Source organism: Nocardia sp. CA-084685 (genome assembly GCF_050955785.1).
Taxonomy (GTDB): Bacteria; Actinomycetota; Actinomycetes; order Mycobacteriales; family Mycobacteriaceae; genus Nocardia.
Genome location: NZ_CP192094.1, coordinates 7938254 through 7953157 on the forward strand (window position 1 = coordinate 7938254; position 14904 = coordinate 7953157).

General features: G+C 65.8%; 15 protein-coding genes. 4 read left to right on the top strand and 11 right to left on the bottom strand.

From position 1 onward, the window contains the following. Positions 1–29 precede the first annotated feature (29 nt). Both ACQP2U_RS35380 and ACQP2U_RS35385 read right to left on the bottom strand, forming a co-directional pair. Positions 30–1022: a zinc-binding dehydrogenase gene (locus ACQP2U_RS35380; protein WP_433711490.1), complete on the bottom strand. Its 993-nt coding sequence runs from the start codon at positions 1020–1022 to the stop codon at positions 30–32. A gap of 155 nt (positions 1023–1177) precedes the next feature. Next, a complete protein-coding gene (locus tag ACQP2U_RS35385; protein ID WP_433711491.1) occupies positions 1178–1819 on the bottom strand; it encodes a TetR/AcrR family transcriptional regulator in 642 nt (213 codons plus the stop codon). Between the two features lie 147 nt (positions 1820–1966). On the opposite strand from ACQP2U_RS35385, the gene ACQP2U_RS35390 reads away from it, so the two are divergent. Then, positions 1967–2623: an SRPBCC family protein gene (locus tag ACQP2U_RS35390; RefSeq protein ID WP_433711492.1), complete on the top strand. Its 657-nt coding sequence runs from the start codon at positions 1967–1969 to the stop codon at positions 2621–2623. Between the two features lie 138 nt (positions 2624–2761). On the opposite strand, the gene ACQP2U_RS35395 is transcribed toward ACQP2U_RS35390, so the two are convergent. The 6 genes from ACQP2U_RS35395 to dapE form a co-directional block, all read right to left on the bottom strand. After that, entirely contained in the window at positions 2762–3703 is a 942-nt protein-coding gene (locus tag ACQP2U_RS35395) for a glucosyl-3-phosphoglycerate synthase (RefSeq protein WP_433711494.1), read from the bottom strand. Beyond that, positions 3700–4584: a dihydropteroate synthase gene (folP, locus tag ACQP2U_RS35400; RefSeq protein WP_433711495.1), complete on the bottom strand. Its 885-nt coding sequence runs from the start codon at positions 4582–4584 to the stop codon at positions 3700–3702. The genes ACQP2U_RS35395 and folP overlap by 4 nt, the downstream gene beginning before the upstream one ends. 85 nt (positions 4585–4669) lie before the next feature. Then, on the bottom strand, positions 4670–6439 hold the full coding sequence (locus ACQP2U_RS35405; RefSeq protein WP_433711496.1) for a long-chain-acyl-CoA synthetase: 1770 nt from the start codon (positions 6437–6439) through the stop codon (positions 4670–4672). Between the two features lie 4 nt (positions 6440–6443). Continuing rightward, complete coding sequence (locus tag ACQP2U_RS35410; RefSeq protein WP_433716686.1) at positions 6444–6983, bottom strand: TIGR00730 family Rossman fold protein; 540 nt, start codon at positions 6981–6983, stop codon at positions 6444–6446. 56 nt (positions 6984–7039) lie between these two features. Further along, the gene (locus tag ACQP2U_RS35415; RefSeq protein ID WP_433711497.1) at positions 7040–7846 is read right to left on the bottom strand and encodes a TIGR00730 family Rossman fold protein; all 807 of its coding nucleotides are present in this window, start codon (positions 7844–7846) and stop codon (positions 7040–7042) included. Between the two features lie 10 nt (positions 7847–7856). Continuing rightward, the gene (gene dapE, locus ACQP2U_RS35420) at positions 7857–8948 is read right to left on the bottom strand and encodes a succinyl-diaminopimelate desuccinylase (RefSeq protein ID WP_433711498.1); all 1092 of its coding nucleotides are present in this window, start codon (positions 8946–8948) and stop codon (positions 7857–7859) included. A gap of 83 nt (positions 8949–9031) precedes the next feature. Between dapE and dapD the strand changes: the two genes are divergently transcribed. After that, complete coding sequence (gene dapD, locus ACQP2U_RS35425; protein WP_433711499.1) at positions 9032–9979, top strand: 2,3,4,5-tetrahydropyridine-2,6-dicarboxylate N-succinyltransferase; 948 nt, start codon at positions 9032–9034, stop codon at positions 9977–9979. A 331-nt stretch (positions 9980–10310) separates the two neighbouring features. Here the strand turns inward: dapD and ACQP2U_RS35430 are convergent, their stop codons facing one another. Together ACQP2U_RS35430 and ACQP2U_RS35435 are read right to left on the bottom strand one after the other, a co-directional pair. Next, positions 10311–10700, bottom strand: a complete 390-nt coding sequence (locus ACQP2U_RS35430) for a PPOX class F420-dependent oxidoreductase (protein ID WP_397035894.1) — start codon at positions 10698–10700, stop codon at positions 10311–10313. 39 nt (positions 10701–10739) lie between these two features. Further along, the gene (locus ACQP2U_RS35435) at positions 10740–12167 is read right to left on the bottom strand and encodes an acyl-CoA synthetase (RefSeq protein WP_433711501.1); all 1428 of its coding nucleotides are present in this window, start codon (positions 12165–12167) and stop codon (positions 10740–10742) included. A 131-nt stretch (positions 12168–12298) separates the two neighbouring features. Between ACQP2U_RS35435 and ACQP2U_RS35440 the strand changes: the two genes are divergently transcribed. Next, the gene (locus ACQP2U_RS35440) at positions 12299–13150 is read left to right on the top strand and encodes an oxygenase MpaB family protein (protein WP_397035892.1); all 852 of its coding nucleotides are present in this window, start codon (positions 12299–12301) and stop codon (positions 13148–13150) included. A gap of 15 nt (positions 13151–13165) precedes the next feature. On the opposite strand, the gene ACQP2U_RS35445 is transcribed toward ACQP2U_RS35440, so the two are convergent. After that, positions 13166–13795 carry a TetR/AcrR family transcriptional regulator gene (locus ACQP2U_RS35445; protein WP_433716687.1) on the bottom strand — a complete coding sequence of 210 codons (630 nt, stop codon included), beginning with the start codon at positions 13793–13795 and terminating at the stop codon, positions 13166–13168. Between the two features lie 223 nt (positions 13796–14018). Here ACQP2U_RS35445 and ACQP2U_RS35450 point away from each other — a divergent pair, with 223 nt between their 5' ends. Then, on the top strand, positions 14019–14888 hold the full coding sequence (locus ACQP2U_RS35450; protein WP_433711502.1) for an oxygenase MpaB family protein: 870 nt from the start codon (positions 14019–14021) through the stop codon (positions 14886–14888). Positions 14889–14904 lie beyond the last annotated feature (16 nt).

The following is a 14904-nucleotide window of genomic DNA, read 5'->3' on the forward strand; positions in this document are numbered from 1 at the left end:
GGAGGAATCGAAGCCCAGCTCAGCGGCTGTCAGGGCAGCAGTGCCAGTTTGCCGGTAGTAGCGCGGGCTTCGAGTTGCGCGAGGACCTTCGGGCCGTCGGACAAGTCGTAGGCGGTGGGGCGAGCGGGGGCGAGCACGCCGGTGGCGATGAGTGCGGACAGCTCACCCATGAGCTCGCCGAAGATCTGCGGTGCAGCCTGGCTCAGCACGCCGATGTTGAGGCCGATGATGGTGACCTGGTGTTTGTACACGAGCTCCCAGTTGGTGATCGCGGCTTCACCGCCTGCCACGCCGTATACGACGATCCGGCCGATGACCCGCTTGGCCGCGGCCAGGCTGGCGTCGAAGGTGGCGCCGCCGGCGGACTCGAGCACCAGGTCGGCACCGAGGCCGTCGGTCAGCTTCAGTACCTCAGCGGCGAGATCGTCGGCGCGGGAGTCCAGAACGTGGTCGGCACCGAGTGCCCGTACAGTCTCGTGCTTGCCCGGCGCGGCCGTGGCGATGACCGTCGCGCCGTAGTGCTTGGCCATGGTCACCGCGGCTTGGCCGGTCGCGCCCGCCGCGGCGTGGATCAGCACGGTCTCTCCCGTGGCGATGCGGCCCAGCGGCCGCAGTGCGGCCAGTGCGGTGGGCCAGTTCACGACCAGGCCCAGCGCCTGCTCGGCGCTCCAGTCCACCGGTACCGGCACCGCCGCGGCCGCGGGCAGGAGCATGTACTCGGCGAAAGCCCCGTCGCCGACGCCGATAACGCGGGCACCCAGCTGCGGGCCGGTCACCGCCTCGCCCACCGCCACGACCTCTCCCGCCGCCTCGAAACCCGCCAGATACGGTGGCTGCGGGCCGCCGAGGAAGGTACCATAGGCCCTCGAGATATCGGCGAAGTTGACGCCAGCGGCATCGACCCGGATCAGGATCTCGCCCGGGCCGGGCACCGGTATCGGCGCGTCGATGATCAAACGCATATCCTGCGGACCCATCAGCGAGGTCTGCTGCAGGGCGCGCATAGTGCTGGGAATACGCACAGCAATCAACTCTCTTTCTCGGCTTGCCTCGTCGCGGTCGGTGCCGCGCCGTCGACATGTAGACCTCGGCCAACTCGGAAAGGAATCGGCGGCCGCAGGGAGCTGTTCGGATAGGCCGCAGCTCGGCAGCCTGCGGACAAGGTTCGCCGAGTGGGCTACCGAAGGGTGTTCAGCTCGTCGGCGAACAGGAGGGCGGGGTCGAACTCCATTCCGGTGAAGTGCCCGGCGAGTTCCAGGGAGAGGACGCCGTGGAGTCGGGTCCAGAAGGCGATCGCGCAGTGCAGGGTTATGACCGGTACCGAGTGGTCGGCGGCCCATCGGCGATGGTGTTCGAGGTGGGCGTCGAACGGTGTCGTCGGCTTGTCTGGGGACAGTGCAGAAAATGCCTCGATCAGCATCGTCATGATTTCGTTCGAGATATCGGTGGTGTCGTCGGGGGCGTGGTAGCCGGGGACGGGTGTGCCGTAGATGAGGAAGTATCGCTGGGGGTCGACCAAGGCCCATTCGCGTAGCGCATACGCAAGCCGGGCCACGTCGGCACCGGAGTCCTGAGCCGCGCGCAAGGTGTCGGCAAGGCTCCGGTAGGCGTCGCGGATGAGTTCGGTGAGCAATTCGTCGCGGCTGGCGAAGTACCGGTAAAGGGCCGGGCCACTCACACCCACCTGTTTGGCGATCGCGTTGAGCGACAGCGCGGACGCACCCGCCGTAGCGATCTGCTCCCAGGCGCACTGCTTGATCTCCGCACGCATCTGCACTCGATAACGCTCCCGCGGGCTCTTCGCACCGGTTTCCGTCATCAACGACTCCTTCCACGGCGCCGTCCGCCATCACTGTTAGAGGCTATCACTTTTGCTCTTGCCTATCACTTGTCGTGATTATAAGGTCTAACTAAAGCAAGAGGCGCTAACCGGCATCCGGGTCGGCCGTCAACCAGGAGCAGAACAATGACCAACACTCACGCGTCCAGCACATCGAAGTCACAAGCCGAGTCCGTCACCCGCCGCTGCGGGCGGGCCGCTCTGATCGGAATCGCGCTGGCCACGATCCTGGGAACCACCGCGACACCAGCCATCGCTGACGGCCCCACTGCGGACACGGCCCCGCTGGCCTGCGACGGGGCGGGCATCGACCGCGCCGCGCCGATCCACTACCGGACCGAGACCCTGATCAACGCGCCACTGCACACCATCTGGAACCTGCAGACCGATGTGGAACGCTGGCCGTCCTGGCAGAAACCGGTCACCAGCATGCAGCGCCTCGACCAGGGGCCACTGCAGGCTGGTTCGCAATTCCGATGGACCACTCCCGCCCCCGCCACCGCCACCACTCCCGCGACCACCCTGACCATCACCTCGACCGTCCAGCAGTTGCAACCCGAACGGTGCATCCGCTGGAGCGGCCCGGCGATCGGCGACGGGCTTGGCATCGACGGCGGCATCCATGTCTGGACCTTCACCCCGACGGACGGCGGCGTCCTCGTGCGCACCGAGGAGAACTGGAACGGAGCACAGGTCGAAGCGGACGTGCCGACCTCCACCCACCTTCTCGGCGCCGGTCTGGAAGCCTGGCTGGCCGACCTGCGGACCGCGGCCGAAGAGTAGATCCGCCCACGGCTCGAGTCGTCATGCGCGAGCCCCGCCAAAGCCCCCTGAAACGACACGATCGTCGCAACCTCTCACATCGAGAGTGTTGCGACGACCGCGTGAACCCGAGCTCGGCCGGGGTTCGTCGTAGTTGTCTCAGGCTGCGGCCCAGGCCGGGCGCAGTGTATTCATCGGCGGACGATCGGCGAGGGAGACCTCCGTGCTGTGCGCGGTGAAAGCATCGCCGATCAGCGGGAACTGGGTCAGGGCGGCGCCGGAGTCCTGGACACCGCTGCGGCCGAGGACGGTGCCGAGGATTTGGCGGCTCATTACGCCCAGGTCGGCGAGTGGGCGGTTGCGGTGGGTGCGCACGCCGAGATTCACCTGGCCGATCGCGGATAGGCCGAGGCGGTCGTAGGTATCGAGGAGCAAGCCGATCTCCACGCCGTAGCCGGGGGCGAACGGTACCGAGGTGAGCAGTTCGCGGGTGCCCGCGTATTCGCCGCCGAGCGGCTGCAGCACCTGCGACAGTCCCGGACGCAATGCGGCGAGCAGCGGACGGGCCACGAGTTCGGTGACGCGACCGCCACCGTGGGCGTCGACGGCACCGGCCTGCCGCAGCGGCCTGCGATAGTAGGCCTTCACCAGATGCATATCGTCGACCAGCAGCAGCGGGCCGAGCAGCTTCGGCACGAATGCCGGATCCGGGTCGATGAGATCGGAATCGACGAAGGCAATGACATCGCCGCTGGTTACCGCCAGCGATCGCCACAGCACCTCACCCTTGCCCGGCATCGGATCGAGTTCGGGGACGGCCTGTTCGCGACTGATCACCTCGGCACCCGCGGCCAGCGCGCGTTCGGCGGTGGCATCGGTCGATCCGGAATCGAGCACGATCAGCTCGTCGACCAGGTTGCCGAGCAGCGGTCGAATGCTGGCTACCACATCGGCGACGGTGTTCTCTTCGTTCAGCGCGGGCAGCACCACCGAAACGGTGCGTCCGCGCTTGGCGGCGATCAGTTCCTCGACCGTCCAGTCCGGGGTGTCCCAGGTATTCGTCGTCGCCCAGAGCGGGCTGTCGTGGTGGTGGAAATTCATACCAGACCTCGCAGGGTTCGTGCGGGGGGCCGGATGCCCTGTATCGCGGCGATCATGTCCACGACGCGCCGAGTTTCGGCGACCTCGTGCACTCGGAAGACTCGGGCGCCGGCGGCCGCCGACCATGCCGTTGCTGCCAATGTGCCCTCCAACCGTTCGGATAGACCGACACCTAAAGTCTCCCCGATGAAATCCTTGTTGCTGAGCGCCATCAAGACTGGCCATCCGGTATTTACAAGAACGTCTATTCCTCGCAACAACTCGAGCCCGTGGTAAGTGTTCTTGCCGAAATCATGGGTCGGATCGATCAGAATCGAATCCTTGCGAACCCCGGCGGCGAGTGCGTCTTCAGCGGCCCGCTGCACGGTTCGGGTTACTTCGGCCACCACATCGGCGTAGCGCACCCGATGCGGACGGGTGCGCGGAACAGCCCCACCGGTATGGCTGCACACGATGCCGACGCCGCGATCGGCGGCCACGTGCACCAAATCCCGATCGGCGCCCGCCCACGTATCGTTGATCAGGTCCGCACCCGCCGTGACGGCCGCCTCGGCCACCTCGGCGCGCCAAGTATCGATGCTGATCAGTAGCTCCGGGTACTTCTCCCGAATCGCCGCCACGAACGGGACCACCCGGCGAGCCTCTTCCGCCGCATCGACCACGGTCCCCGGCCCGGCCTTGACCCCGCCGATATCGACCAGATCAGTGCCCTCGTCGACGGCCCGCGCGACCGCGTCCATGGCTGCCGCATCGGTGAAGGTCGCGCCCCGGTCGTAGAAGGAATCGGGCGTGCGGTTGACGATGGCCATCACCAACGCCCGATCCGTCGCCACCGGCTTGCCGCACAGGGTGGGAAGCGGCGCTGCGGTGGGGCTGAACATGCACCCGACTGTATCTCCCCCGCCTCCCAGGGTTACTCAGGCCATATAAGTAAGTGCGGCGCCCGGCCCCAGGCGTGTCGTGTTGTCAATTCTTGGGCGCGCGGGCCGCGGCGACGTCGGCGGCGTATTCGTCGTAGGCCGGGACGTAGCCGTCGGTGCGACCGGCGAGCACATACAGCTGGCCCTCGGCGTCGGATTCGTAGCCGTGCTTGCGGAGTTCGACCTTGCGGCTCTTGAACGTCGAGGTCTGTTCGAGTTCGGCGACGACCCGGATGAACAGCGGGACCGCATAGCCGGGCAACCGGGAGTAGGCCAGTTCGGCGAGCGCGCGGCCATCGAATTCGGCATCCGGGTGCAGCGTCACCGCCGCCATCCCCGCCTTGCCGTCGGTGCCAGGGATATCCACACCGAATACGACTGCCTGCGAGATCGCGTCGGATTCGGCGAGCACGCCCTCGACCTCGGTGGTCGCGACATTCTCGCCCTTCCAACGGAACGTATCGCCGAGCCGATCGACGAACGCGATGTGATGCCAGCCCTGATCGCGGACCAGATCGCCGGTGTCGAACCAGACATCGCCGTCGGCGAAGCCGTCGCGAACCAGCTTCGCCTCCGAGGCGGCCTTATCGGTGTAGCCGTCGGCGGGCGAACGATCGGTGACCTTCGCCAGCAGCAGACCGACCCCGCCGCGCGGCACCCGGCGCAACCGACCGTCCTTGTCGCGTTTGGCCTTTCCGGTCGCATCGTCGTATTCCACGATGGCATAGGGCAGCGGTCCGAAGCCCGCGGTGCGATCCACACCGAAGGCATTCACGAAGGCGATATTCACCTCGCTGGCGCCGTAGAACTCCACGATCCGGCCGATGCCGAAACGGCTCTTGAACTCGTCCCACAATTCCGGCCGCAGACCATTGCCGACCGCGAGCCGCACCCGATGCTGCCGATCGGTCGGCTTGGCGGGCTGATTGACCAGGTAGCGGCAGAGTTCACCGATGTAGATGAATGCGGTCGCCTGCTCCCGGATGATCTCGTCCCAGAACCGGGAGGCGGAGAACTGCCTGCCGAGTACGAAGGTGCCGCCCGCGGCCAGCACCGATGACAACGCGACGGTCAGTGCGTTGTTGTGATAGAGCGGCAGGCAGCAGTACAGCGAGTCGTCGCCGTGCAGACGAATTCCGAGGCCACCGAGTCCCGACATGCTCTTGGTCCAGCGCAGATGGGTCATCACGCTGGCCTTGGGCAGGCCGGTGGTACCGGAGGTGAAGATCAGGAAGGCGCGTTCCTTGGCGGTGATCTGCGCGCAACTCGACGGATCGGCCGGGTCGGCGTCTTCGGCCGCCTTGTGCAGCTCTTGCGAAAAGAGCACGTTGGCAAGTGGTTCGGCGAGTGAGTCGAGTGCCGCCTGGCACTCTTCGCCGACTACGTTGAGCACGCTGTCGAGCAGTCCGAAGCTGTGCGCAAGCACCTGGTCGCGCTGGTGGTGGTTCAGCAGGCCGACCGTCGCACCGAGTTTCACGGTGGCCAGCACCACGAACAGCGTTTCCGGGCGATTGGTCATCAGCACGCCGACCACGTCACCGCGCTGCACGCCACGGTCGGCCAGCGCCCGCGCGTAACGGTTCACCTGGGCGTTGGCCGCGTGGTAGCTGAAGGTTTCGCCCTCGTACTTCAGGAACGGCCGGTCCGGATGCCGGTGCGCGTTGCGTTGGAAGTACAGACCGACCGAGGACTTGTCATCCGGCCCCACCAGCATGCCCAGCGCGCCGCGCAGCATGGACGGTGCGTCCAATGCCATGGGCGGCAACCGCTTCGCGATATCGAATAGGCTGACCTTCGGGCGGGCCGCGGTGCTCACTGTGTCAGTTCTCCTCGTCGAGAATGGAGCCGGGTTCCCGGGTCACCTCGGCCGCCTGCACTGGTTTCAGCGCCGCGAAGGCAGCGGATAGATCGTCGACCACGGTGATCCGGGCCATGGCCGACTGGGACACGAACTTCCGATCGTAGAGTTGGTCCAGCCAGTCGAACAGACCTCGATAGAACCCATGGGAATCGAGCACGACCACGGGCTTATCGTGTTGGCCCAGATAACCGCCGGTCCAGGTTTCGAAGAACTCCTCCAGCGTGCCGATGCCACCAGGCAAGGTGAGGAAGGCGTCGGCGCGGTCCTCCATGACCTGTTTGCGCTGGCGCATGGTGTCGGTGACGATCAGCTCGTCGGCATCGACATCGGCTACTTCCTTGTGCACCAAGTGTTTCGGGATCACCCCGACGGTGTGCGCACCGCCCGCGCGGGCACCGGTGGCGATCGCGCCCATCATCGAGACGTGACCGCCTCCGGACACCAATTGCCAACCCCGCCTTGCGATCTCGGTGCCGACCCGGGCGGCGAGGGTGAGCATCGCCGGATCGGCGGTGCTGGCCGAGCAGTACACGCAGACCGCGTATGCGTCCTCGCTCACCACTGATCCTCCGTTCCGAGAGCATCGGTGTCGGTGGCACCGTCCGCGGTGGCCAGGATGATCTGCACGACCTCCTCGACGCTATCGGTCACATGCAGCAGGCCGAGGTCGCCGGGGGAGATCTTGCCGGAGCCGCCGAGTGAATCGCGCAGCCAGTCGACGAGTCCGGCCCAGTACTTGCTGCCGAACAGGATGATCGGGAAGCGGGTGATCTTGTGGGTCTGCACCAGGGTGAGCGCCTCGAACAGCTCGTCCAGGGTGCCGAATCCGCCCGGCAGACAGATGAATGCCTGCGAGTACTTCACGAACATGGTCTTGCGCGCGAAGAAGTAGCGGAAATTGATGCCGAGATCGACCCATTCGTTGAGGCTCTGCTCGAACGGCAACTCGATGCCGAGTCCGATCGAATACCCGCCCGCCTCCGACGTGCCGCGGTTCGCGGCCTCCATGACGCCAGGTCCGCCACCGGTGATCACCGCGAATCCGGCCCGCGCCAGCGCACCGCCGATGGCCATGGCGGCGTGATACTCCGGATGCCCCGCCGGCGTGCGGGCCGAACCGAAAACGGTGACCGCGCGCGGCAGTTCGGCGAGCGCACCGAAGCCCTCGACGAATTCGGCCTGGATGCGCAGCACCCGCCACGGATCGGTGTGCACCCAATCGCTTGGCCCGTGCTGGTCCAATAGGTTCTGGTCGGCGGTGCCGCCCGGCTTGCGATCGCGGCGGAACATGATCGGTCCGCGGTACTTGGGTGTCGACTTCGGCGTGCTTGCGATCTCGCTATCGGCGGCTTCGGTGGACATGGCGCCCACGCTACCGGGATGTGCCGGTGAGGTAGCCGCGCAGCACCTCGGCGACCGAGGTGATCTGGGCGACCGGGACATGTTCGTCGCGCTTATGCGCGAGATTGGGATCGCCGGGACCGAAGTTCACCGCCGGGATGCCGCGGGCGGCGAAGCGGGCGACATCGGTCCAGCCGTATTTGGCGCGCACGCTGTCGGCGCCGACCACGCTGATCAAATCCTTGGCGGCGGGGGCGGACAAGCCGGGCAGCGCGCCCGCGGCGGCGTCGGTGAGCTCGAAATCGAGTTCCAGCCCGTCGAATACCTCGCGCACATGTTCGGTGGCCTGGGCGACGGTGCGGTCGGGCGCGAAGCGGAAGTTCACGTCGACCTCGGCCTCGTCCGGAATCACATTGCCCGCAACGCCACCGCCGACGCGGACCGCGGAAAGGCCCTCGCGATAGACACAGCCATCGATATCGACCTCGCGGGCCTTGTAGTCGGCGAGCCGCTGCAGCACCGGGGCCAAGCGGTGAATCGCATTGTCGCCCTTCCACGATCGCGCCGAATGCGCTCGCACGCCCTTGGTCGTGAGCCGGGCGCGCAAGGTGCCCTGACAACCCGCCTCGATAACACCACCGGACGGTTCGCCGAGAATGGCCAGATCGCCGACGAGCCAATCCGGGAGGTCGCGCTCGATGTGATTGAGTCCGTTGTACTTCGCGGAGATCTCCTCGCAGTCGTAGAAGATCAACGTCAGATCGTGCACCGGTTCGGCGACGGTCGCGGCCAGATGCAGGAAGACCGCGTCACCGGATTTCATATCGACGGTGCCGCAGCCGTAGAGCTGGCGCTGACCCGCCTCGTCCACAAAGGTGCTCGGCACGTTGTCGGCGATCGGCACGGTATCCAGGTGACCGGCGAGGATGACCCGAGTCGGCCGACCGAGGTTGGTGCGGGCGAGCACCACATTGCCATGCCGGAGCACCTCGAACCCCGTCGTCTGCTCACGCACCGCCCGCTCGACCAGGTCGGCGATAGCCGCCTCGTTCTGCGACACACTCGGGATGTCGACCAGAGCCGCGGTCAGCGTGATGGGGTCGGCGCGCAAGTCGATGGTCACGCGCCCCAGCCTACGACCGCCCGGGCAAGGATCGGTCGACGTGGCTCACCATGGGCGACGGCGGGTGGGTAACCTCTGATGACGTGAGCATTCAGGGAGCAGCAGCAGTCGGTATCGCCAATGTGACCGCGGACGGGACCGTACTGGATACCTGGTACCCGAATCCGGAGTTGGGCGCGTTCGGTGACACCGGCACCAAGCACCTGGACGAGGCACCCGCGGAATACGCGGCGCTGCTCGGATTCGACGAGGCGCGCGGGGTCGATGTGATCGCGGTGCAGACCACGATCGCCGATCTGTCGGCCGCGCCCGTGGACGCGCACGATGTGTACCTGCGGCTGCATCTGCTCTCGCATCGGCTGGTCAAGCCGCACGAGGTGAGCTTGGAAGGGCAGTTCGGGCTGCTCAGCAATGTGGTGTGGACCAACCATGGTCCGGCCGCGGTGGAGGGTTTCGAGGCGACGCGCGCCAAGCTGCGTGCGCGCGGCCCGGTCACCGTGTACAGCATCGACAAGTTCCCGCGGATGGTCGATTACGTCGTGCCGTCGGGTGTGCGCATCGGTGACGCCGACCGGGTCCGCCTCGGCGCGCATCTGGCCTCCGGCACCACCGTCATGCACGAGGGCTTCGTGAACTTCAATGCGGGCACCCTCGGCGCCTCCATGGTCGAGGGCCGCATCTCCGCGGGCGTCGTGGTCGGTGACGGCTCCGATATCGGCGGCGGCGCCTCCACCATGGGCACCCTGTCCGGCGGCGGCACCACCATCATCTCCATCGGCGAGCGCTCCCTACTCGGCGCCAACTCCGGTCTCGGCATCCCGTTCGGCGACGACTGCGTCCTCGAGGCCGGTCTCTACCTCACCGCGGGCACCAAGGTCAGCACGCCCGATGGCACCGTGGTCAAGGCAGCCGAGCTCAGCGGCCAGAACAACCTGATGTTCCGCCGCAATTCCACTACCGGCGCGGTAGAGGTCGTGCACCGCAAGGGCACCGGCATCGAACTCAACGCCGACCTGCACGCCAACGACTGAGCTGGGCTCCTCCGCCTCCCTCGGGCGCGCGGTCGGACAAGGCGTCATCGCCCAACACCCCCACAGCCAGCACCACACTCACCGCCCGGCCAGTGCATCATCGCCGACGGCGCAGTCCCATCGGTAATGACGCAGCACGACCGACCACACAAAATCGCGACAACCGACACACCGGTGGGCATGGCGAACACCACGATGGCCAGCTCCGCACCGACCGCGATAACCGCCCAGGCACGGGCGATATCGCGCCGGGCCCGTGCTGTGGATGTCTCGATCACCACCACGCGTATCACCCACATGCGCACGAGTTGTCGCACCGAACGAGGCGGTCCTAACCGTTGGTGACGCCCGCCTCCAGGCCGAAGGCGATCACTCGGGTCGGGTGGATGCGGATCATCTCTCGGGAGACGCCGGAGATGTAGGGCTCTACGTCGGTCAATTGTTCCGCGGTGCCGCGGATTTCGAGGCAGCGGACGCGCCAGGGTTGCACCGAGGCGACATCGTCGACGACGAAGGCGATGCGGTTATTGGTGGCGATATTGCGGAATTTCCAGGACTTGCCCATATTCCAGCCCGCGATATCGATGGTGCCGAGTTCGGCGTTGTAGCGGAAGCCGACCGGGCTGTTCTGGGGTGAGCCGTCGGGGCGGACGGTCGCCAGTCGGCCCAGGCGCTGGGTGGCCAGGTAGTCGATCTGTTCGGGTGTCAGTGCTGCGCTCATACCGGCGACCGTAGAACCTGAACCGAAGTGGAGGTCAAGTCAGCCGAGCAGCTTCTTCTGCACCTTCCCCATCGCATTGCGCGGTAAGGAATCCACCACGCGGACCTCGCGCGGACGCTTGTGCACCGAAAGCTGTTCGGCCACATGCTCGATGAGTGTCTTCTCGATGGAATCCGGCGCGCTACCGCGCAATACGACGTACGCGACGATCCGCTGTCCCAGATCAGCATCGGGGAGGCCAACTACCGCCACCTCGGCCACATCCGGATGTCCGAGCAATACGGTCTCGACTTCGCCCGCACCGATCCGGTAGCCACCGGACTTGATGAGATCGACCGATTCCCGGCCGACAATGCGATGGAAACCATCGGCATCGATCGCCGCGACATCGCCGGTCTTGAACCAACCGTCCTCGGTCCAGCATTCGGCGGTCTCCTCGGCCCGGTTACGGTAGCCGTCGAACAGCATCGGCCCGCGAACCTGCAGGCCACCGATGCTCTCGCCGTCATGCGGGACATCCGCACCGGCCTCGTCCCGCAGCCGCGTCTGGACACCTGCGACGGGCGTGCCGACCCATCCGGGACGCCGTTCCCCATCGAAGCGCGTGGACAGCGTGATCATCGTTTCGCTCATACCGTACCGCTCGATCGGCGCCTGCCCGGTGAGTTCGCGCAGCCGCTCGAACACCGGCACCGGCAGTGGCGCACTACCCGATACGAGCAGCCGCGCATCGGCCAATTGCCTCGCCACATCGGGATCTTCGACAATGCGGGACCACACGGTCGGTACCCCGAAATAGAGCGTGCCCCGCGCATCCGCATATGCCTGCGGCGTTGGCTTGCCGGTGTGGATCAGCGGACTGCCCACCCGCAGTGGGCCGAGCACACCGAGGATCAGCCCGTGCACGTGGAACAGCGGAAGGCCGTGCACCAGAACGTCATTCGACGTCCAGGCCCATGCGTCCGCGAGTGCGTCGAGCCCGGCGGCGATGGCACCGCGATTGAGTACGACCCCCTTGGGCAGACCGGTCGTCCCGGAGGTGTAGAGCACGAATGCCGGTGTGGCAGCATCCGGTTCGGGGTAGCTGTGCCATGAGCGCGCGTGCACTCGCACCGGAACGACCGGCAGATCCGACCCTTGCGGCGCCTCACCCAACCACGCCTGCGCACCGGAGTCGGCGAGGATATGCGCCAGCTCGGCGGTCCCCGAATCCGGTGGCACCGGCACCACCGTGACCCCGGCGATCAGACAGCCGACCACCGCGAGCACCGTCGTCACGGTCGGCCGCGCCAGTACCGCCACGCGGTCGGCGCGCGCGATGCGCTCGGCCACCGACGTTGCCGCACCGAGCAAATCGCTGCGCGACAGTGTCACCCCGTCGATGGTGACGGCATCCGGTATATCCGCTCCCCCTGCGACAGCAAGCGGATTGAGTGATCGAAGCAGCAGCGGCGGACCGAATGACATGCGCTCACGCTACTTCGGCAGTACTGCGCGCCACCACGCTCCCCCTCGAGGACAACGTGACGGTTGACACGCCCATGAGACAGTGAGAACGTCTAAGCAAAACCTTCTCACCGATGAGACCGGGGTAGCTGATGACCAGCCCGTTTCGCAAACCCGCGCCCACGCCCGCCGAGGACAGCTTCGATATCGAGCGGTACCTCGACGGTGTCGCCGCATTCTTCGGCGGAACGGCGAATGTCATCATGCAGCTCAGCACGCTGCCGGTTGGCTACGGCGTACTGGAGAGCACGGTCGACAGCGGCAAGGTCATGCTGCATCCGATCAAGCGGCTGCGCACCACTCTCACCTATCTCTCGGTCGCCATGCTCGGCACCGATGATGAACGCGACGCCTATCGCGAGGCCGTGAATCTGTCGCATCGCTCGGTCAAATCGACCTCGGCGAGTCCGGTGAAGTACAACGCCTTCGATCCAGCACTGCAACTCTGGGTCGCCGCCTGTCTCTATTGGGGTGCCCGCGATCTCTACGAGCGCATGCACGGCCCGATGAACGACGCCGACGCGGAAGCCTTCTACCGCTACAGCGCTCGACTCGGCACCACGCTGCAAATGCATCCGGAAATGTGGCCCGCCGACCGCATCGCCTTCGACGAGTACTGGACCGAAAACCTCGCGAAGACCACCATCGATCCCCCGATCCGCGACTACTTCAACGATCTGATCGATCTGAAGATGCTCCCGCGCCCCGCTCGCATGCTATTCGCGCGGTTCCACCGGTTCATGGTTACCGGACTGTTGCCCGAACATCTGCGCGACCAGATGGGCATGACTTGGACCGAGGACGACGATCGGAAACTCGCCAGAATCCTGCACGCCACCGGCTCGATCACCGCCCGAATACCGAAGCAGGCCAGATTGTTTCCGATCAACGCCTACCTATGGGATATGCGCATCCGCAGGCGGTTCGGCCTACGGATGGTGTGACTCGGGGCGGGTTGGCTACAGCCGGAACGAGACGACCACATGCTCGCGCGCGAACTTGCGGATCGCGGTGTCGTCGTCGAGCGGAAGGACCGTTTGCGGAGTCAGCGCCAAGGACAGCGCCGTCCGCGCGATCATCTCGGCGACCGGCTCCGGATCGTATTCGGGCAACTTGCCCTCCCCCTGCAGCCGGGTAATGAATTCGGCCAGATAGTCGCGGCCGAGTTCGAGCACCGGCGCGCCCTTCACGGTGAGGTACGGCAGCACGATCTCCGGCTCGGTCTTCAACAATCGGTGGAGCAGCTTATTGCCGCGCAGTCCGTTCAGGAACGCGACGAACAGCTCCACGATCTGATCCTCGGCACCGGCATCGCGATCGACCTGACGCTGCTGCGCCGCATCCACCTCCTCGACGAATTGCCGTGCCTGCCGCATCCCGACGGCCTGGATCAGATCGGATTTGCTCGCGAAACGCCGATAGAGTGTGGCCAGCGACAGCCCACACCGCCGCGCGACCTCCACCATGCTGGTCCGTTTGATTCCGAAGTCCAGGAATGCCAACAGCGCGGCATCGAGCACCCGCGTCTGGTTGCGATCCTCCGGACCGGTGCTGCGCACCAAGGCCAGCAGTCTGGTCAGCGTCGCCATAATATCCACCCCTATTTCCGCTCCGATGACACGATGACACCGCTAGCATCGCATGCCATCAACCCGCACCGCCCACGAATGCGCGTTCGTCGCCGCATCCGACTGGGTAAACGCCGTACAAGGGGACCGTTTGACACGCTATCGAGGTAATGAGAAGGTAAGTACCAATTCTTCTCATCACCTTTCGATCGCCGCTGATCAACCCCGAAAGACGAGGCCAACGATGACCTTGCCGTTACCCGTCGAACCACCCGATCCCGGACCGACCTGCCGCTACGGCACCGTCGACAACTTCGCGATGGACGAATTCTGGAGCGGTGTCGCGGCCTTCCTCGGCGGGACGGCCAATGTCATCATGCAGCTCAGCCTGCGTCCGGTCGCCTACGGCGTCATGGAGAGCACGGTCGAATCCGGCCGCATCGATGTGCACCCGTGGAAGCGGACACGTACCACGCTGACCTATCTCGCGGTGGCACTGATGGGCACCGAGCAGGATCGTGCGAACTATCGCGAGGCGGTCAACGGCTCACATCGCGCGGTGCATTCCGAACCGGGCGCCGCGATCAAATACAACGCCTTCGATCCGAAGCTGCAACTGTGGGTCGCGGCGTGTTTGTATTGGGGCCTGGTCGATCTGGAGGAGCGGCTGCACGGGCCGATGGATGAGGACACCGCGGATGTGCTCTACCAGTACGCCGCTCGGCTCGGCACAACCCTGCAGATGCGACCGGAAATGTGGCCCCGCGACCGAAAGGCCTTCCAGGAGTATTGGAATGCCAATCTCGCGTCCAAGACCGTCGATGCCCGCACCCGCGCGTACTTCAACGATCTCATCGATCTGAAGATGGTCGCCTGGCCGTTGCGCATTTTCGGTCCACTACAGCGGTTCTTGGTGACCAGTCTGTTGCCGCCACACCTGCGCACCGAGATGCGCATGGATTGGAGTGACCGCCAGGAGCGCTTCGCGAACCGATTGCTGCGTGCGATCGGCGCCGTGCACCGCATACTTCCCAAGCCCGCCAGGCTCTTTCCGATGAACCTGTGTCTGTGGGATATGCGCAGGCGGCATCGCCTCGGCAAGCCGCTCGTCTGAGCTCACCCACGCCGCC